The 18,751-nt window shown below is 35.8% G+C and carries 19 protein-coding genes and 2 pseudogenes; 17 read left to right on the forward strand and 4 right to left on the reverse strand.

What is annotated here, in order from left to right:
* The first annotated feature begins 33 nt into the window (after positions 1 to 33).
* The 13 genes and pseudogenes from QM818_RS04545 to QM818_RS04605 all read left to right on the forward strand — a co-directional run bounded on the left by QM818_RS04545 (position 34) and on the right by QM818_RS04605 (position 11,180).
* Positions 34 to 798 (forward strand): ATP-grasp domain-containing protein, encoded by a 765-nt coding sequence (locus QM818_RS04545; RefSeq protein WP_414299964.1) that lies wholly within the window; start codon positions 34 to 36, stop codon positions 796 to 798.
* Between the two features lie 192 nt (positions 799 to 990).
* Positions 991 to 1,335 (forward strand): hypothetical protein, encoded by a 345-nt coding sequence (locus QM818_RS04550; protein ID WP_261813714.1) that lies wholly within the window; start codon positions 991 to 993, stop codon positions 1,333 to 1,335.
* Positions 1,336 to 1,410: 75 nt separating this feature from the next.
* A complete protein-coding gene (locus tag QM818_RS04555; protein ID WP_414299965.1) occupies positions 1,411 to 2,694 on the forward strand; it encodes a cellulose synthase in 1,284 nt (427 codons plus the stop codon).
* A 250-nt stretch (positions 2,695 to 2,944) separates the two neighbouring features.
* The gene (locus QM818_RS04560) at positions 2,945 to 3,166 is read left to right on the forward strand and encodes a GNAT family N-acetyltransferase (protein WP_261084540.1); all 222 of its coding nucleotides are present in this window, start codon (positions 2,945 to 2,947) and stop codon (positions 3,164 to 3,166) included.
* An 83-nt stretch (positions 3,167 to 3,249) separates the two neighbouring features.
* Positions 3,250 to 3,324, forward strand: coding sequence for a hypothetical protein (locus tag QM818_RS04565; RefSeq protein ID WP_414299970.1), 75 nt, complete (start codon positions 3,250 to 3,252; stop codon positions 3,322 to 3,324).
* A gap of 523 nt (positions 3,325 to 3,847) precedes the next feature.
* Positions 3,848 to 4,651, forward strand: a complete 804-nt coding sequence (locus QM818_RS04570) for a hypothetical protein (protein ID WP_414299966.1) — start codon at positions 3,848 to 3,850, stop codon at positions 4,649 to 4,651.
* A 4-nt stretch (positions 4,652 to 4,655) separates the two neighbouring features.
* Entirely contained in the window at positions 4,656 to 5,366 is a 711-nt protein-coding gene (locus QM818_RS04575; RefSeq protein WP_414299967.1) for a restriction endonuclease, read from the forward strand.
* A 329-nt stretch (positions 5,367 to 5,695) separates the two neighbouring features.
* Positions 5,696 to 6,262, forward strand: a pseudogene (locus tag QM818_RS04580) (hypothetical protein).
* Between the two features lie 33 nt (positions 6,263 to 6,295).
* Positions 6,296 to 7,137: pseudogene (locus QM818_RS04585) on the forward strand (ADP-ribosylglycohydrolase family protein).
* 110 nt (positions 7,138 to 7,247) lie between these two features.
* Entirely contained in the window at positions 7,248 to 8,132 is an 885-nt protein-coding gene (locus QM818_RS04590; RefSeq protein WP_023947684.1) for a diacylglycerol/lipid kinase family protein, read from the forward strand.
* Between the two features lie 164 nt (positions 8,133 to 8,296).
* Positions 8,297 to 10,039 carry a glycoside hydrolase family 13 protein gene (locus QM818_RS04595; RefSeq protein WP_414299968.1) on the forward strand — a complete coding sequence of 581 codons (1,743 nt, stop codon included), beginning with the start codon at positions 8,297 to 8,299 and terminating at the stop codon, positions 10,037 to 10,039.
* A gap of 109 nt (positions 10,040 to 10,148) precedes the next feature.
* On the forward strand, positions 10,149 to 10,460 hold the full coding sequence (locus QM818_RS04600; RefSeq protein ID WP_000420556.1) for a hypothetical protein: 312 nt from the start codon (positions 10,149 to 10,151) through the stop codon (positions 10,458 to 10,460).
* Positions 10,461 to 10,463: 3 nt separating this feature from the next.
* Complete coding sequence (locus tag QM818_RS04605; RefSeq protein WP_247941991.1) at positions 10,464 to 11,180, forward strand: alpha/beta fold hydrolase; 717 nt, start codon at positions 10,464 to 10,466, stop codon at positions 11,178 to 11,180.
* A gap of 127 nt (positions 11,181 to 11,307) precedes the next feature.
* On the opposite strand, the gene QM818_RS04610 is transcribed toward QM818_RS04605, so the two are convergent.
* The 3 genes from QM818_RS04610 to QM818_RS04620 are packed head-to-tail and all read right to left on the reverse strand — an operon-like array spanning position 11,308 to position 13,157.
* Entirely contained in the window at positions 11,308 to 12,123 is an 816-nt protein-coding gene (locus QM818_RS04610; protein WP_000617852.1) for a TIGR03943 family putative permease subunit, read from the reverse strand.
* Complete coding sequence (locus tag QM818_RS04615) at positions 12,120 to 13,025, reverse strand: permease (protein ID WP_000123630.1); 906 nt, start codon at positions 13,023 to 13,025, stop codon at positions 12,120 to 12,122. The genes QM818_RS04610 and QM818_RS04615 overlap by 4 nt, the downstream gene beginning before the upstream one ends.
* On the reverse strand, positions 13,026 to 13,157 hold the full coding sequence (locus QM818_RS04620) for an SPJ_0845 family protein (RefSeq protein ID WP_000268685.1): 132 nt from the start codon (positions 13,155 to 13,157) through the stop codon (positions 13,026 to 13,028).
* A gap of 256 nt (positions 13,158 to 13,413) precedes the next feature.
* Between QM818_RS04620 and QM818_RS04625 the strand changes: the two genes are divergently transcribed.
* From QM818_RS04625 to QM818_RS04640, 4 genes are all read left to right on the forward strand, one after another.
* Positions 13,414 to 14,730 carry a DUF1919 domain-containing protein gene (locus tag QM818_RS04625; protein ID WP_261081310.1) on the forward strand — a complete coding sequence of 439 codons (1,317 nt, stop codon included), beginning with the start codon at positions 13,414 to 13,416 and terminating at the stop codon, positions 14,728 to 14,730.
* A 101-nt stretch (positions 14,731 to 14,831) separates the two neighbouring features.
* On the forward strand, positions 14,832 to 16,961 hold the full coding sequence (locus QM818_RS04630) for a Tex family protein (RefSeq protein WP_261081297.1): 2,130 nt from the start codon (positions 14,832 to 14,834) through the stop codon (positions 16,959 to 16,961).
* A complete protein-coding gene (locus tag QM818_RS04635; RefSeq protein ID WP_261081296.1) occupies positions 16,948 to 17,397 on the forward strand; it encodes a SprT family protein in 450 nt (149 codons plus the stop codon). The genes QM818_RS04630 and QM818_RS04635 overlap by 14 nt, the downstream gene beginning before the upstream one ends.
* 58 nt (positions 17,398 to 17,455) lie before the next feature.
* Positions 17,456 to 17,728: a PspC domain-containing protein gene (locus tag QM818_RS04640; protein WP_001085044.1), complete on the forward strand. Its 273-nt coding sequence runs from the start codon at positions 17,456 to 17,458 to the stop codon at positions 17,726 to 17,728.
* Between the two features lie 52 nt (positions 17,729 to 17,780).
* On the opposite strand, the gene QM818_RS04645 is transcribed toward QM818_RS04640, so the two are convergent.
* The coding region (locus QM818_RS04645; protein WP_414299969.1) for an ISL3 family transposase at positions 17,781 to 18,751 on the reverse strand (971 nt) is incomplete at its 5' end.

Consider the following 18,751-nt stretch of genomic DNA (forward strand, 5'->3'; position numbering starts at 1 on the left):
TAGGTGTAACACTAGTGATATAGGAGTGATGAAATGGTTGTTTATATTAGACAAAGCAAACTACCAAGTGAAGTTTCAATTAATAAGTACAATGCTCAAGTAGGTGCCTACTTACAAGGAGAAGAAGTTATTTTATATCAATCTTTTTCTGAAATAAAACAGTTAACAAGTGATGATACAGTTGTAGACTATATAACGGAGACTAGAGCATTACTAAAAATGATGGGGTTAAATGTTCCGGTTTATGACTATCCTATTGAGCTTAAAGAGTTTTATGGTCGAAAGATTTATGCTGGTATTTTAGGAGAGATTGTGAATATACCTGATAATTGGGGAAAATTTATTAAGCCTAAAGCTGGTTCAAAAGTCTTTACTGGAAGAGTTGTTAATGGAACCCATGATTTAATAGGTATTGGTCTACCTTTCGATTATCCTATATGGATTAGTGAGGTTGTAGAATTCATAGCTGAATGGCGTTGTTTTGTGTTAGATGGTCGCGTATTAGATGTTCGACCCTATACAGGTGATTACCATGCATTATTTGATCCTAGTGTAATTGATGAAGCCATATCATGTTGGAAAGATGCGCCAATAGCTTATGGACTAGATATCGGTGTTACTAGTGATGGCAAGACACTTGTTGTTGAAGTAAATGATGGTTATGCATTAGGAAATTATGGCCTATCTCCTTTAAACTCAATCAATTTTCATAAAGCTAGATGGAAAGAAATGGTAAAACCTTATTTTGAAAAAAACGATGTTTTTACTATGCATGAAAATGGAAATATAAGTTTCTAAAAGGAACAGAAGTAAATCTGTGTTTAACTGCAACGAGTAAGTTGCAGTTTTTTATTTTGAATAATGATATAATAGAATAAGAAAATAATGAAAACGCTATATATTTGAAAATTGTTTAGAAAGTAGAAAGTATGAAAACAATTGACATGATTATTAAATCATCAACTTGAATTATAAAAAAAGAGTACTAACATGTCGAAATATACCGACGAAGATATTAGAAAATTAAATAAAATCACATTAAAAATTGCAGGTGATTATTTAGGTATTAGTTCACAAGCAGTTGCTATAGGTCTTAGAAATAATCTACTTCCAATTGGTTTTGCTATTCATAACGAAGAAAGAGATAGACGTTTCACTGAGAGTTGGTCATATCATATTATCGCTGAAAGAATGATTTCATACAATCACGGTAAGCTATCAGAAATCCGTGTTGAAAATATTGAAACTAGTTTAGATAAAATCATAGAGGAATTTAACGGATTAAAACAAGATTTACTTTTTATATTAAGCGAAAATGCAGAAGTGAAGAATTAGAGGTTTTTGAATTTGCGTTTTCGCTTGGTAAATATAAAAACGGTGATGTAAAATATAAGGGTAAAGGTGTTTCAAATGAAGATGATAAAGACCTTTTCTAGAGAAGAACTCTATGAAGAAATCTGGGAGATAAGTGCAAAACAAGTTTCATTGAAATATGATTTAAGCTATTCAGACTTACTTAAGAAATGCAAAGAATTTGAAATCCCAATTCCAAATGGTAGTTATTGGTATCGTAAGAATACTGGACAAGATTTAAGTGAGCTTATTGTTCCATTACCACAAAATGACGTAAATGAAGTTAATATTGATAGAAAAAGTCTAAAGAACAATAGAATAAAACTTGCTAAACATAAAGATGAGACTTCGGAAGATAAAAATAAAGATACTGTTAAACTTGATACAACTAGTATAAGAAGTTCATTATCATTTATAGAGGATGATAAAATAGAGCGTATTATTGAAGCAGTTTCAAATCTAAACCAGGCTCCAAATAAGAGATTACATAAATCTGTAGCTAATCTAAGAGATAAAATTACAGAGTGGAATAAGAGGGAAAAAGCAGCTTCTTATCCTTACTTTGATTCTAGGCACAGATATAATGATTTAAAAGAACCTAAATTTGTAAAAAGTATTTCACTAAATTCTCTTCCACGTTTATATCGCTTTTTAGATACACTAGTTACTGTTATTGAAAAAATCGGCGATAATGTAACTTCAAATTGGGATATTCAAATTGAAAAGGATATTGTTCGTTTTGAAGTTATAGAATCAACAGACAAAGTAACTCATGAATTAACAAAAGAAGAAGCTAAAGAACTAGCAGAGTACAATGATAGCATTAAGTTTAATAGATATGCTTTTAAACCAAGAATAAAGAAGTATGACTATATTCCAAATGGAAAATTTCGATTTAAGATAATAGATGGTAAATACATTAAAGATACTAAAGAATTCACACTTGAACAATCAATACCAGAAATAATTGTTTTAATTTACCAAGAGTATTATAAAGTTAAGAACTTACGACTTGAACGTGAAGAGAGTGAAAGACTATACGAAGAAGAACAAGAGCGAAAAAGAAAATTACAAAATAGAATCGAAGAAGAGAAGAAGCGGACAATATCTCTTTTGAATATGCTAGAAGATTTTCAAACAGCAAATGATTTAAGATTGATGGCTGATAAACTAGAGATAGCAGGAAAACTTAGTAAAGAAGAAATTGACTGGATTAGATCCAAAGCTGACTGGATAGACCCAATAGTTTCTTCAACAGATGAATTACTAGGAAATAGAAATCATGAAAATTCTAGAGAGCAAAAAGAACAATATCTAAGTGAGAAAAGGTACTACTGGTAACTTTGTATTTTTAGTTTATACAGAGCCTAGTGTTATTGGAGTAAATGATTAACTATATTAGTAATAAATAATTTTACACATTTATTTTAAATAGGGCGTTTGGTACAAGATAGTATATACTTACGTTGTATAATTTGGAAGTTCGCTAGCACCACACATTGAAGCATAAACGTTTATAAAAAGAATCAAATCGTGAAAACCTTCATCTTGAGCAATTTTATAAACAGTTGGAATTTAAGGAGAAAAAATGATGTTAGAAACAGAAAGGCTGATTCTTCGCCCATGGGAAGAAAAAGATGCCAATGATTTATTTCAATATGCCAGTCATCCAGAGGTTGGTCCGATTATAGGATGGCCGGTACATACCAGTGTTGAAAACAGCAAGGAGATTATAAAAAGTGTGCTTTCAGCACCTGAGACATATGACGAAGTTTTAAAGAAACTATGCAGCCAGTGGGTAGTATTGGATTGAAGATTGGCTCTGAAAGTGGTATAGGGACTCCTTAAACTGAGGCGGAGATTGGTTACTGGATAGGGGTTCCGTATTGGGGTCAGGTGCATACACCAGAAGCCGTTCGTGAGATGATGAGACATGGATTTGATGACTTAAATCTGGAAAAATTGTGGTGAGGTTATTTTAACGGCAATAAAAAATCGAATAGAGTTCAGGAATAATGTGGTTTCGTTATAAAGAACGTGCCATGTGCATTGGAAGGAGTCCTTCGCACAGAGCACATAACCTGTCTATCAAAGAAAGAGTGGATTTCATCTAAGTATAATCCCAGGTTGTCGAGGTATCACTTTTTAATGGTAACCTTATGCTATCGTTAAAAAGGATGTGGATATTTTCCTGATGACTGCGAATGTTTAATATGTTGCGTTGATGTGTTGGATTTCACTTACTAAGATTGAAAAAAATAGTCTTGAAACAATAGAAATGTTGTAAGATTTGAAAAATCAATGGATTTTGAATAAATCTATAATTTTTCAAATAGTCTAAAATCTCATGTGAAGGTGCAGTCTTGATTAAGAGGAGAGAATTGATAAGAATAGTTTAATAACTGATTATACGATAACTGTCGGAGAAAAAACAATGTGGTAACAGAGATTTTCTAAGATTTCCAGTTTATATTCAAGGAGGTTAGTAATAATAATGAATTTTTTCAAAAATATTTTTTGTAAAAAGAATCAAATGAAAGATAATAACGGAAACAATAAAAATAATGGAGTGGAGCTGATTGATTTAGTATTCTCTCTATACGAGTATAGGATAAATAGAGAAAATTTAATCAATCCTAAACTTTTTAAAAATATTAGAGTTAAAGGGAAAAATATTGAACACAAAATAGATATATACATTGAATTTGTTCAGATGAATAATTTAGAAAGAACGGTTATAAAAATAATAAATAACAAAATTGTAAAAGCTGAAGATGTATGGCAGTTCGATAACCTCTTAAAAGATTTAGGTTATTTTCCTAAAGGAGTTTTATATTACAACGATGAAATAGATGAAGAAGCATTGAATGTTGCTAATAATAAACATATTCAAACTATTTATTTTGATACTATGGAAGAAACGAGAATAAATGTTTTGCAATCTATCAGAGAAGTTTTACCTGATGAAAATGATATTGGTGATCCTTTTTGGACTTTGATGCAAATTGATGAACGAACAAAAAATAATACAGGGAATTATTTGATTCAAGAGAATGCTTTGCCACTTTTTACATCAAAAAAACTTGCCGAGGCACACTGTAAACAACAAAATGGGTACAATGTATTTGGTATTTCACAACGTCATTTAGTATTTTTGATTTCTCTTGCAGAGAAGGGGATCTTGCCATATAAATTCGGTCTTGTTCGACCAAGTAAACAAAATTCTTCCACAATAGACTATAATGTAAAAATGTATATTGTAGATTATAATCTTATTAGAAAAGTATATGTGAGGTGAATAGATGAGAAAAGGTGATGATTTTGAAAAAGTAGTTGAAAATATTTGTTTATTACTTTCTAAGAAAGAGAGAATAAATGCAGAAATCCAAACGAAAGTTAAGATGGTGGGTGATGATGGTGCGACTCATGAAATAGACGTTCTTTATTCATTTGAGCACTTTGGTATATTTTATCAAGTTGGTATAGAATGTAAAAATTGGAAAAACTCAATCAATGTTAGTGAATTAAGAAATTTCGATTACAAACTGAAGCATATTGGTGGTATTAATGGTGTATTTATTTCTGCAGAAAGTGAATTTCAAAACGGTGCTTGTAAGGTATCAGAGTATAATGGAATTAAATTGATAAAATATGATGAGTTTGATACTTTTGCTATGTCTGAATATACTAGGTACTTAAAACCTGATTTCAATACAATAGGAGATCCTTTTTGGATGTTAATGAATACAGATGGTAAAACACCTATAGAAAAAAACAGCGTATTATCAAATAAGATCTTACTGTTTTCAAGTAAAAATTTTGCTGAAGATTATAAGTATAAAAATTTCGAGCAGGAATGTAATATTATTGTTGTTGGAGTTTCACAGGAACATTTAAAAGAAATAAAAAACATTAATGAGTATAATGAAATTCCAGTGTATTTGATAGATTTTACTCTAGAAATGGCTGAATTAGGTCAATGGGATATAGATTTATATATACGAGAGAATTAGAGGAAACTCAGTTAAAATTTTTGAAATGTATATAATTAATAAAGAATATTGATATTCTTCAAAATAAAACGCGAAATATGAATGGACAAGAGAATGTAAATAGAATCTTACTTTTAGAAAATGTTTAAGTGAGAGAATAGTTTTATAAAATAGCCTAATTGAGATTTGCAAAGACTGAGTGTACAGATTAGATGTAACATAAGTAAAATCAGTATTTTTACAAGAGCAACGATAAATTTAAAAATAGCCTTAAAATCTAATATTGAGAGATTGGCTTATTGACGGTAGCATAAAAATGTTTAGTACGAAAAAGCTCAGGAGAGTGATCAATGCTTATATTGGAATTGTATCAAAGTGATTATCAGAAGGATTTAGTCGCGTTTGATACTTTAGAAGAGGGGAAAGCCTTTGTCGCTTAAATTCCTGAATATACTCTAGAAAACGAAGATGGGTTTGAAGTGGAGTATTTGAATCCAAAACACTTGCCGGATTATATCGAAATTGTCTTCAATGGAAATATTGTCCCTTTATCTAGATTTTCGTTTGATACTGAAGAAAATGTCGAGATTGTTTGGAAAGAGATTTCGAATCTGTCCGTTAAAACCGATAAAGTAATCGAAGGGACTACAAAAGTAGATGCTTATGTCGTTAATAACGATGAAGTCAAATCCTATATCGACGTCAGAGAAGCAAACTTCTGCAAGGCAAAAGATTTCCTAGTCAGCAAAGGGAATGAAGTTGACAGAAAATTTTTCGGTAGTGAAGACGGGGAAGCGATTGTCTACAGAAAAAGAGGTACCGAAGATTGGCATTTCTTGTGTCACTTAGATCCAATATTTGTAAAGATTGAGGATGTAGAAGGATATGTGAAGGAAGAGCTGGAAGGCTTGATGTAAAGAATTGAAGAAAACCATACAAGGAGGCATATAATGCTAGGAGCAATAATTGGAGACATTGTCGGTTCTGTTTATGAATGGAACAATATCAAAACGAAGGACTTTCCTTTATTTCGGAAGGATTGCTTTTTTACAGATGACACGGTTATGACCTGTGCTGTTGCAGATGCGATTATGAATGGGGGACAAAAAGACGACTTCATTGATGCTATGAAGAAATATGGTAGAATGTATCCTGATGCTGATTATGGTGCTCGCTTTAATGCATGGCTAAACAGCGATAATCGTGAGCCTTATAATAGCTTTGGGAATGGTTCGGCTATGCGTGTTTCTCCATGGACTGTAGTTTTTATGCTAGAACCGGAATGTGGCCATCATCTAGAGAATTTGCGAGTCTTTCTGCAGAGGTAACTCATAATCATCCAGAAGGTATCAAAGGTGCAATGGCTACAGCTGATGCTATCTTTCTGTGTCGTTTTTACTTTCGTGGTTATTGTAGAGAATACGAGCAACCAATTAAGGACAATCCTTGGGAGTGTAAAAGACGGATTAAGGATTATATAGAGAAGGCATACGGCTATAATCTATCTCAAACTTTAGATGAAATCCGACCTAACTATCGTTTTAACGAAACATGTTAGGAAACTGTCCCTCAAGCCATTATCGCCTTTCTTGAGAGTACAGATTTCGAAGATGCGATAAGAAGTGCCATCTCACTTGGTGGCGACAGTGATACACTCGCAGCAATCACTGGCAGCATAGCAGAGGCAGCTTATGGTATTCCTGGTTGGATAAAGGATAAAGTATTTTCTTACTTAGATGACCCCTTAAAGGATGTAGTCATTAGATGCGAAAATAGAATAAAAGCATTTTAATCTCCAGTACGTCATATTTCTCTTTTCCGTATTTTCATTGTATAATAGGATTACATTTACTTGCATAAGACGAAATGTAAACATTTCTATTTAAAATTAAGGAGAAACTAATGAAAAAGGCAATGGTAATTATCAACCCTACTTCTGGTGGCGAGAAGGCCTTGGATTACAAAGAAAAGCTGGAGAATAAAGCAAAAGAATACTTTGAGCACGTAGAAACCAAAATTACCGAAAAAGCTTTGGATGCAACACATTTTGCTGAAGAAGCTTCTCGTGAGCAGTTTGATGCAGTGGTTGTTTTCGGTGGAGACGGGACTGTCAATGAAGTCATTTCGGGTATTGCTGAGAGAGAATACATTCCTAAGTTAGGGATAATCCCAGGCGGTACGGGTAACCTCATTACAAAACTGTTGGAAATCAATCAAGACATTGATGCCGCGATTGATGAACTGGATTTCAACTTAACCAATAAGATTGATATCGGTAAAGCGAATGACAATTATTTTGGCTATATCTTTAGTATCGGTTCTCTTCCTGAAGCGATTCACAATGTTGAAATCGAGGACAAGACAAAATTCGGTATTTTAGCCTATGCTGTAAATACCATGAAGTCTGTCATGACGGATCAGGTCTTTAACATTAAGGTGGAGACAGAGAATGGAAATTATGTTGGTGAAGCTAGCCATGTTTTGGTTCTCTTGACAAATTACTTCGCTGACAAAAAAATCTTTGAAGAAAACAAAGATGGCTATGCTAACATTTTGATTCTGAAAGATGCTTCAATATTCTCTAAATTATCCGTTATTCCTGATTTACTAAAAGGGGATGTTGTTGCAAATGATAATATCGAGTATATCAAAGCGCGTAATATTAAGATCTCTTCAGATAGTGAATTGGAGTCAGATGTTGACGGCGATAAATCGGATAACCTACCTGTAGCAATCAAAGTCCTAGCTCAGCGGGTAGAAGTATTTTCAAAACCGAAAGAGGATTAGTATATAGAGAAAGCCTTTTTTAAGGCTTTTTTGTATACTTTAAAAGATAGTTCTTTTAAGAACTGACATTCCTTGCAAATAAAATACGAAAGTAGTATACTAGATTAACAATTGTGAAAACGTTTGCGCTATATACGGATGAAAGTAAACTAGGAGACAAATTAATGGAATTAAGTGCTATTTACCATAGGCCTGAGTCGGAGTATGCCTATCTTTATAAGGATAAGAAGATTCATATTCGGATTCGAACTAAGAAAGGGGATATTGAGAGTATCACCTTGCATTATGGTGACCCTTTTATCTTTATGGAGGAGTTTTATCAGGATACAAAGGAAATGTCCAAGCTAACTTCTGACGCCATCTTTGATTATTGGCAGGTTGAAGTGTCCGTTGACTTTGCACGTATCCAGTATCTCTTTGAACTCAAGGATACAGAAGGTCAAAGTATTTTGTATGGCGATAAAGGGTGTGTGGAAAATTCTCTAGAAAATCTTCATGCTATTGGGAATGGATTTAAGTTGCCTTATCTTCATGAGATTGATGCATGCCAGATTCCTGACTGGGTTTCAAATACGGTGTGGTATCAGATATTTCCTGAGAGATTTGCTAATGGAAATGCTCTATTAAACCCAGAAGGGACATTAGACTGGGATTCCTCTATCACACCTAAAAGTGATGATTTCTTTGGTGGTGATTTACAGGGGATTATTGACCATCTGGATTATTTGCAAGACTTGGGGATTACTGGACTTTATCTTTGTCCTATATTTGAATCCACGAGCAATCATAAGTACAATACGACGGATTATTTTGAAATTGACCGTCATTTTGGAGACAAGGAGACCTTCCGGGAGCTGGTCGAGCAAGCTCATCAGCGTGGCATGAAAATCATGCTGGATGCGGTATTTAACCATATTGGTTCGCAATCTCCTCAATGGCAAGATGTTGTCGAAAATGGTGAGCAATCTGCTTATAAGGATTGGTTCCATATTCAACAATTCCCAGTGACAACTGAAAAGCTAGTTAATAAGAGAGACTTACCTTATCATGCTTTTGGTTTCGAGGACTATATGCCTAAACTAAATACAGCCAATCCAGAGGTCAAGGACTATCTTTTAAAGGTTGCGACTTATTGGATTGAAGAGTTTGATATCGATGCTTGGCGTTTGGATGTGGCTAATGAGATTGACCATCAGTTCTGGAAGGATTTTCGTAATGCAGTTTTAGCTAAAAAGCCTGATCTTTATATCCTAGGAGAAGTCTGGCATACGTCTCAGCCTTGGTTAAATGGAGATGAGTTCCATGCGGTCATGAATTATCCTTTATCTGATAGTATCAAGGACTATTTCTTACGAGGAATTAAGAAGATTGATCAGTTCATCGATGAAATCAATGGTCAGTCTATGTATTACAAACAGCAGATTTCAGAGGTTATGTTTAATCTCTTGGATTCGCATGATACAGAACGAATCTTGTGGACGGCAAATGAAGATGCTCAACTGGTTAAATCAGCCCTAGCCTTTCTCTTTTTACAAAAGGGAACACCCTGCATTTATTACGGAACCGAGTTAGCTTTAACCGGAGGACCAGACCCAGATTGTCGACGTTGTATGCCTTGGGAACGTGTATCAAGTGACAATGATATGCTGAATTTCATGAAGAAATTGATCCAGATTCGCAAACATGCGTCAGCAACCATTCAGCATGGCAAGTATAGTCTCCAAGAAATCAAAGCTGATGTAGTAGCTTTGCAGTGGAAATATGAAGGGCGAATCCTCAAAGCGATTTTCAACCAATCAAAGGAAGATTATCATTTACAAAAAGAAGCAGTAGCACTAGCAAGCAATTGCCAAGAATTGGAGAATCAGCTTGTGATCTCTCCAAAAGGATTTGTGATTTTTCATTAAAGAGCGACAGGAAAATTGTAGTATAGAGAAGATTTTACAAGCAGACTATTTGTCGTCTTGCTGCAATTGGTATATAATTTAACTTAAAGAAAATAGGAGGACTGACCGAATGGAATTAAAAGATTTTACAGAAAAAGAACAGGAAATGATTAAGAAGGGGCTTACGACGTCTAAGATTAGTGACAAGGAAACTGCTGAAAAGATTCTTGCGCTAGTACCACAAGACTTGATTAAGCGAATCCCATTTTTCGTCAGAAAACATGCTACGACACGTACTATTAAACGCATTTCAATTGAACACCCTGAACTCTACGCTGCAGCTCAAACAAGTGGTGAAATACCAGAAAAAGAACGCGAAGAATTGCGTCAGATTATCACGACTATCTTTGAGCAAAAGATGAATAAGCATAGTATTAAGTAGAGAATGAAAAAATATTTTATTGGCGGTCTGGGAAGCAATATCTATCATAGCAAGGATTTTCTTCAAGAACTAGATTCGCAGGTTTATTTTCTAAGTCCATATGAAAAGCATCTTCGAGATGAAACAGAATTGAAATTATGGTTTAAAAATGAGATTGTAGAAGGAGACTCTATCTGTCTGATAGGTCATTCTCTTGGAGGAGATTTGGCGCGTTATCTCGCATCGGAATTTCATGAAGTGAAAAAACTGATTCTTTTGGATGGTGGCTATCTAGATTTAGATAAGATTTTAACTTTAGATGCGGAATTAGAGGAAACTAAAAACTATATCAAATCTCAAGTCGTTTCAGACTTAGCTCTTCTTATTTCTAAAGAAAAATCTGAAGCAAAGCATTGGTCAGAAAATATGGAGAAAGCCGTAAGACAGTCATATCACTGGAATTCTAAGTATAATAGATATGAGTTAGCTATAAAATATGAAAATATAGAAGCGATACTCCGCCTACGGAGGAAAATACAAGCTTTTAAGAGAGAAGTGGGAGATACCTTGTTTATCAGTCCTCGCTATCCTAATGAAGCTACATGGAGAGAGGAAGCCCTAAAAGAATTGCCAGACTATTTTGATACTATTCTTTTAGAGAACTTTGGCCATGAGCTTTATACTGAAGCCCCTAGAGAAATCGCTAGTCTAATTAATGAGTGGCTCGCTTATTCTCAATGAGCTACTTGCATTACTTAAAATGTTATAAGATTTAAATCTAAAAATCATTATTACTCATATAACAAAAAACGAACAGGCTCTTTTTCTGTCATTCAGAAGAGAACTTGTTCGTTTTTATCTTGCTTTTTTAAAACACGCGATACACATAGGGATTCTCTGGTTTATCGACTTTGGTAAAACTATCGATTTCCAAGGTTGGGAGGTTTTGTTTGAGTTCTTTATGATAGTGATTGACCAGTTTTCCTTTGGCTGTTATCCAGGTATTATTCTCATACTGACGGGTATTTCCCTTGGTCAGCAATCCATAGACACCAGAATCTGCGATACAATGGATAATGCCGAAGCGGAATAGAAATTGGCTATTGGCATGACTGGGGTCGTTATAGACAAAGCCTGTGAACTGGACTGTCTTGCCCTCAAATTCATCTGGATAGTCGTAGATGGCTTCCATGACTTCCATATAGTTTTCGTTGGTAATCTGAATGCTATCTTGGGATAAGTATTTATTCGCCGAAGTTCGCATTTCCTTTTCATAAGCTGCTTTTGAAAAATAAGAACTGGTATCTGGTTTCAAATATTGGCTTGTCGTTCCTTCACTGGTCTGAATGGCTTGATCCGTGCCTTCTGATAAAGGAAAATGGTAGCCTTTGGCAGAAACGGTCTGAGAATCCAAGCTAACAGTTGGAAAAGTTAAACCGACGACAATAGGAATGGCAAGAAGAGCAATACTAGTTCCTTTAGATAATCGGCTATTCAGATGACTGTGGGTTTTGACTTGCTTCATCCAGATATACAGCTGGACGATTGCCAAGATAAAGGAAAGCACCATGGAAATATAGGCCAGATAGGAATAGTGCATGTTGATGTACTGGTTTAATTTGCCGGACAGATGGAGATAAATAGTCAATTCAAAATAGCCAGCTAAAACTAAAAATCGAATCATAGGACGACTCCAATCAAGAGAGAATATACTAAGACAACGAGTGTCACAATCGTAATGAACTGACTGATAAATCGTGCTTTCAAGTAATTTTTCATCATGAGAATATTTTTGATATCCAGCATTGGGCCAATTACGAGAAAGGCCAAAACTGGTGCTAAGCCGAAACTCGAGAGAAGAGAAGATCCGATAAAAGCATCAGCCTCACTACAGAGAGAAAGAAGAAAGGCTAAAATCATCAAGAGCAGGATGGCAAAAAGAGGGGTTGCACTGATAGAGGTCAGAATCCGTGTCGGAACATAGACCTGTATAACAGAGGCAAAGAGACAGCCAAATACCAAATAACGCCCCGTATCAAAAAATTCATCAATGGCCTGCACAAAGACCTGAAAAACTTTTTTTGCAGAGCTCAAGTGAGAAAAATCATGCTCATGACAAGCCAACCGATCTTCTTTTTGAATCGGTTCTTGCCAGAAAAATCCTAGAAAAATCCCAAGTATCACAGCCACAACGATGGAACCCAGAGCTCGCAATAGGGCGATATGGAAGGAGTTGCCAAAGGCAGAATAGGTCGCAAAGAGAACAATGGGATTGATAACAGGTGCTGTCACAAGAAAGGGAACGGCTGTGTAACTGGGAACCTTTTTTTCCAGAAAACGATTGATAATGGGGACGATTCCACATTCACAAGAAGGGAAAAGCATCCCGACAAAGGTCCCAAAAAAGATTCTCCCCCAACGATTTCGAGGGAGAAAATGATAAACCTTTTCAGGTGTGATATAAACCTCAATCAGCCCTGAAACAATACTTCCTATCAGAACGAAGGGTAGGGCTTCAATGATTATAGAGAGAAAAATAGCCCCAGTCTGAAGCACACTAGAAGGGAGTTGTTGGAAAGCAGTCATCTAGTTTTTCTTTTCTGCTTTGGCTTTTTTCTCTTTGTCATCAGGGAAAGTGACTTGTTTCAAATCAGGGAGTTTAGCAAACTCTTCAAACATCTTGTCCAAGTCGTCTCGTTTTGTAAATTTTACAGCCATAGGTGTACCTCGATTCTAAATTCTACCTCTATTATACTATTATTTTGAGGAAAAGGGAAAAGTTAAAATTTCAAATTGAGTAGCTAATAAATAATACAGCTTGATATCACATGATGTACACTATAATTGTGCTATAATTAAATAAAAGAAAATCATTATCAGAAAATTATAGGAGGTAGTCAAATTGACTGACTCAATTAGTGTTATTTTGTTACACCAAGGAGACAGAAATAGTTTATTAGAGTCTTTATCAATAGTGGATAGACAAACATTAAAAGATATAGAAGTTATTATTGTAAACCAATCCACAGAGGAAATAGATTCCATTAGCCAACAGATAGATCTAGCACTTGATATTAAGATTATAGGTGAGAATTCTTTTGCTGAGTTGTCTGATATGATTACGGGAGATTATATTACGTTTCTATCATCAAATGATTCATTATTTGATTGGACATTTGAAAAGATGTATCATGCGATAAAATTATCTGATTCTGATGTTGTTCTTGGTAATTTTGCTGATTTGGTTGATGGAGTATTTTACTTTTATCCTTGGGGTGATAATTGGTTGACAAAAAACTTAACGAATGTTCAAGTTTTAGAAAAGATGGATGATACAGATCATCGAATTAGAAAACAATATTGCTCATTGTTCGGAAAATTATTCAATAGTAAACTTTTACGAAAAATAAATCAATTTGATATAAATAACCTTATTTGGAGACTTTATATTCAATCTAAAACTGCAACCTATATTAATTTACCGACATATATCTATAAACCTGTTGTAGATGTTAAACCTCTCAAAGATTCCTATAAAATCATATTAGAAAATTATGAAAATAGAATAAAAGATTGCGTCGTCTTAGAAAACTATGATATAGAAATAGCGAAAAGACAATATATTCAAGAATTGGCAAATTTTAGTGCTTGGTTAAAAAATGACGGTGAACATTTAGATTCTGAAATTGTTTATCATAAGTTGATAGCTGCAGAGAAAGGAATTTTCCCTTTTCTTGACCTTGATAGATTAGATTTCACGATTATAAGTAATAATTGTGTTGGAGGATTAATTTATAAACAACTTGGTTTTCAATATAGAACACCTTTTGTTGGTTTATTTATTCTTCCTGATAATTATTATAAACTTACAAAGGATTTTCGGTACTATATGGAACAAGAACTTGTTTTCGAAGAGGAACTTATTTCACCGAGCTGGACTCATGAAGTTTATCCTTTGGGACATTTAGGAGATATAGATATTCATTTTCTACATTATTCTAGTATTGAAGAAGCACGAACTAAGTGGGAAAAAAGAAAAAAACGTATAAATTGGGATAATATTTATTTTAAATTTGATAATAAAGATTCAGCTAGTGAAGAAATTCTAAGTAAGATGGATAATCTTCCCTATTCTAATAAATTAATTTTAGTCAATCGTCCATATAAAAACTTGAAAAGTCAATGTGTTATTCCAGGTCAGGAACATCTTCCAGAACTGGCTATTATGTCTGATCCATTAAATACTTTTGATATCATGGCTTGGTTAAAAAAAGGCGGCAATGCTCTATAAGTACAAGTTATTGCTCTATAGCATATAAATCTATTCCCTACATATTTTTTAAATGTTCTACGAGTTAATTTGAAACGTTTAGCTTATGGTATAATAGATTTATGGATAAAAAATATGAAAAAATCTCTCAGGATTTGGGAGTGACGTTAAAGCAAATCGATACCGTTCTAAGTTTGACAGCTGAAGGGGCGACAATTCCCTTCATAGCGCGTTATCGCAAGGATATGACTGGTAGTCTGGATGAGGTGGCGATTAAGGCCATTATCGACTTGGATAAAAGTCTGACCAATCTAAACGACCGTAAGGAAGCTGTTTTAGCTAAGATTCAAGAACAAGGCAAGTTGACAAAGGAGTTGGAAGAAGCAATCTTAGCAGCCGAAAAACTAGCAGATGTTGAAGAGCTCTATCTTCCATACAAGGAAAAGCGTCGGACCAAGGCAACCATTGCCCGTGAAGCCGGACTCTTTCCTCTTGCTCGCTTGATTTTGCAGAATGTAGCGGACTTAGAGAAAGAGGCTGAAAAGTTTGTCTGTGAAGGATTTGCGACTGGTAAGGAGGCCTTGGCTGGTGCAGTTGATATCTTGGTCGAAGCCTTATCGGAGGATGTCAATTTACGCGCTCTAACTTATCAGGAGGTGTTGAGACACTCTAAACTCACTTCTCAAGTCAAGGATGAAAGTCTTGATGAAAAGCAGGTTTTTCAGATTTATTATGATTTTTCAGAGACGGTTGGAAATATGCAGGGTTATCGTACCTTGGCTCTCAATCGTGGGGAGAAGCTAGGTGTCTTGAAGGTCGGTTTTGAACATGCGACGGACCGTATTCTTGCCTTCTTTGCTGCTCGCTTCAAGGTAAAAAATACTTATATTGATGAAGTGGTTCAGCAATCTGTTAAGAAAAAAGTCTTGCCTGCTATCGAGCGTCGTATTCGGACAGAACTAACTGAGAAAGCAGAAGAAGGAGCTATCCAACTCTTTTCTGACAACCTACGCAATCTCCTCTTGGTTGCTCCGCTGAAAGGGCGCGTGGTTCTTGGATTTGACCCTGCCTTTCGTACAGGTGCCAAGCTAGCTGTCGTAGATGCAACTGGTAAAATGCTGACAACTCAGGTTATTTATCCTGTTAAACCAGCATCAGCTCGTCAAATCGAAGAAGCCAAGAAAGATTTGGCAGACTTGATTGGTCAATACAGTGTGGAAATTATTGCCATCGGAAATGGAACGGCCAGTCGTGAAAGTGAAGCCTTTGTGGCGGAAGTTCTGAAAGATTTTCCTGAAGTCAGCTATGTCATTGTCAATGAAAGTGGTGCTTCGGTCTATTCTGCCAGTGAACTTGCCCGTCAGGAGTTTCCAGACTTGACTGTTGAAAAACGCTCAGCCATCTCTATCGCCCGTCGTTTGCAAGATCCTCTTGCAGAGTTGGTTAAAATCGATCCTAAGTCAATCGGTGTCGGTCAATACCAACACGATGTCAGTCAGAAGAAACTATCTGAGAGTCTGGACTTTGTTGTCGATACAGTGGTAAACCAAGTCGGTGTCAATGTCAATACAGCCAGTCCTGCTCTTCTTTCACACGTAGCTGGACTCAATAAAACCATTTCTGAAAATATTGTCAAATACCGTGAGGAGGAAGGAAAAATCACTTCACGAGCTCAAATTAAGAAGGTTCCGCGTCTGGGGGCCAAGGCCTTTGAGCAGGCAGCTGGTTTCCTTCGTATCCCTGAAAGTAGCAATATCCTTGATAATACAGGAGTTCACCCAGAAAACTATTCTGCCGTTAAGGAACTCTTCAAACGCTTAGACATCAAGGATCTGAATGAAGAAGCCCAAAGCAAACTCAAGTCGCTTTCAGTTAAGGAGATGGCACAAGAACTGGATCTTGGTCCAGAAACTCTTAAAGATATTATTGCCGATCTTCTCAAACCAGGTCGAGATTTCCGTGATTCCTTTGATGCACCTGTGCTTCGCCAAGATGTCCTAGATATCAAGGATTTAGTGGTTGGTCAGAAACTAGAGGGTGTGGTGCGTAATGTCGTTGACTTCGGTGCCTTTGTTGACATAGGGATTCACGAGGACGGCTTGATTCATATTTCCCACATGAGTCGCAAGTTTATCAAACACCCTAGTCAAGTGGTGTCAGTTGGAGATTTGGTGACCGTTTGGGTTAAGAAAATTGATACTGAACGTGAAAAAGTCAATCTGTCGCTTCTATCTCCAAATGAGACTGACTGATTACGTCAAGCAAGTTTCGCTAGAAGACTTCGGCAGACCTTTTATCCATCATGTTCAGTGGAATTCTCGTCTACGTTCGACAGGTGGGCGATTTTTCCTCAAAGATGGGCATTTGGAGTTTAATCCCAAGGTTTATCAGGAACTGGGTCTGGATGTTTTTAGGAAAATTGTCCGACATGAACTCTGTCATTACCACCTCTATTTTCAAGGGAAGGGCTATCAACACAAGGATCGGGATTTTAAGGAACTTTTGAAAGCAGTGGATGGATTACGCTTTGTGCCCTCCTTGACAAATAGTCACTCTAAACCACTCATACTTTATCGTTGTCAATCCTGCCAGCAAAGTTATCATCGCAAGAGAAGGATTGATACCAAACGCTATCGCTGCGGAGTTTGTCGAGGTCAATTGCTGCTAATAAATCAGCCTGAGGACTGATGAAAGCCGAGCCTACCCGTGATATACTATGACTAACCTAGCAGAAAGAGGAAATATCATGAACAGTAAATTTTATAAAATGAGACGAAATCGCATGATTTCAGGAGTTCTGGCGGGTCTGTCAGACAAGTGGAACTTTGATGTTACCCTTGTTCGTTTTCTATTTGCTATTTTTACAGTCGCAAACTTTGGACTTGGCGTGATTATCTATATCATCCTAGCTTCTATCATGCCAACCAAGGAAGAAATCGAAGCAGAAATGTACGGAACAGGCCCACGTAAACGCAAAGAAGCTCAAGCCATTGACGATAATGAAGGCTGGTTTTGGTGAGTTAAATAAGAAAATAAGGGCTCTTTGTCAACTGTAGTGGGTTGATGAAAAGCTAAGCTCGAGAAAGGACAAATTTCGTCCTTTCTTTTTTGATATTCAGAGCGATAAAAATCCGTTTTTTGAAGTTTTCAAAGTTCCGAAATCCAAAGGCATTGCGCTTGATAAGTTTGATAAGATTATTGGTGGCTTCCAGTTTGGCGTTGGAATAGGGTAGTTGAAGGGCGTTGGCAATTTTCTCTTTATCCTTGAGGAAGGTTTTAAAGACAGTCTGAAAAAGAGGATGAACCTGCTTTAGATTGTCCTCAATGAGCCCGAAAAATTTATCCGGTTCCTTATTCTGAAAGTGAAAAAGCAAGAGTTGATAGAGATGGTAGTGGTGTTTCAAGTCTTCTGAATAGCTCAAAAGCTTGTCTAGAATTTCTTTATTCGTCAAGTGCATGCGAAAAGTAGGGCGATAAAAACGTTTATAGCTGAGTTTCCGACTATCTTGTTGGATGAGTTTCCAGTAACGCTTGATAGCCTTGTATTCATGGGATTTTCGATGAAACTGATTCATGATTTGGACACGCATACGACTCATAGCACGGCTCATGTGTTGGACAATATGGAAACGATCCAACACGATTTTAGCGTTTGGAAAAAGCTTTTTAGCCAAGTCATAGTAAGGGCTAAACATATCCATAGTAATGATTTTCACTCGACATCGGACGACTCTATCATATTTAAGAAAGTAATTTCGAATAATAGCTTGTGTTCTTCCCTCGAGAACAGTGATGATATTGAGCTTTTCAAAATCTTGTGCAATGAAACTCATTTTTCCCTTTGTAAAGGAGTACTCATCCCAAGACATAATCTCAGGCAGACGAGAAAAATCATGCTTAAAACGGAAGTCATTGAGCTTGCGAATAACAGTTGATGTTGAAATGGCTAACTGATGAGCAATATCGGTCATAGAAGTCTTTTCAATCAACTTTTGCGCAATCTTTTGGTTGATAATACGAGGAATCTGATGATTCTTCTTGA

The sequence above is a fragment of the Streptococcus mitis genome (genome assembly GCF_047464035.1).
Taxonomy (GTDB): Bacteria; Bacillota; Bacilli; order Lactobacillales; family Streptococcaceae; genus Streptococcus; species Streptococcus mitis_DX.

What these genes read in the sequence shown, in the direction of transcription:
- QM818_RS04545 (WP_414299964.1), top strand. Translation starts at nt 34, where the DNA reads ATGGTTGTTTATATTAGACAAAGCAAACTACCAAGTGAAGTTTCAATT.
- QM818_RS04550 (WP_261813714.1), top strand. Translation starts at nt 991, where the DNA reads ATGTCGAAATATACCGACGAAGATATTAGAAAATTAAATAAAATCACA.
- QM818_RS04555 (WP_414299965.1), top strand. Translation starts at nt 1,411, where the DNA reads ATGAAGATGATAAAGACCTTTTCTAGAGAAGAACTCTATGAAGAAATC.
- QM818_RS04560 (WP_261084540.1), top strand. Translation starts at nt 2,945, where the DNA reads ATGTTAGAAACAGAAAGGCTGATTCTTCGCCCATGGGAAGAAAAAGAT.
- QM818_RS04570 (WP_414299966.1), top strand. Translation starts at nt 3,848, where the DNA reads ATGAATTTTTTCAAAAATATTTTTTGTAAAAAGAATCAAATGAAAGAT.
- QM818_RS04575 (WP_414299967.1), top strand. Translation starts at nt 4,656, where the DNA reads ATGAGAAAAGGTGATGATTTTGAAAAAGTAGTTGAAAATATTTGTTTA.
- QM818_RS04590 (WP_023947684.1), top strand. Translation starts at nt 7,248, where the DNA reads ATGAAAAAGGCAATGGTAATTATCAACCCTACTTCTGGTGGCGAGAAG.
- QM818_RS04595 (WP_414299968.1), top strand. Translation starts at nt 8,297, where the DNA reads ATGGAATTAAGTGCTATTTACCATAGGCCTGAGTCGGAGTATGCCTAT.
- QM818_RS04600 (WP_000420556.1), top strand. Translation starts at nt 10,149, where the DNA reads ATGGAATTAAAAGATTTTACAGAAAAAGAACAGGAAATGATTAAGAAG.
- QM818_RS04605 (WP_247941991.1), top strand. Translation starts at nt 10,464, where the DNA reads ATGAAAAAATATTTTATTGGCGGTCTGGGAAGCAATATCTATCATAGC.
- QM818_RS04610 (WP_000617852.1), bottom strand. Translation starts at nt 12,123, where the DNA reads ATGATTCGATTTTTAGTTTTAGCTGGCTATTTTGAATTGACTATTTAT.
- QM818_RS04615 (WP_000123630.1), bottom strand. Translation starts at nt 13,025, where the DNA reads ATGACTGCTTTCCAACAACTCCCTTCTAGTGTGCTTCAGACTGGGGCT.
- QM818_RS04620 (WP_000268685.1), bottom strand. Translation starts at nt 13,157, where the DNA reads ATGGCTGTAAAATTTACAAAACGAGACGACTTGGACAAGATGTTTGAA.
- QM818_RS04630 (WP_261081297.1), top strand. Translation starts at nt 14,832, where the DNA reads ATGGATAAAAAATATGAAAAAATCTCTCAGGATTTGGGAGTGACGTTA.
- QM818_RS04635 (WP_261081296.1), top strand. Translation starts at nt 16,948, where the DNA reads ATGAGACTGACTGATTACGTCAAGCAAGTTTCGCTAGAAGACTTCGGC.
- QM818_RS04640 (WP_001085044.1), top strand. Translation starts at nt 17,456, where the DNA reads ATGAACAGTAAATTTTATAAAATGAGACGAAATCGCATGATTTCAGGA.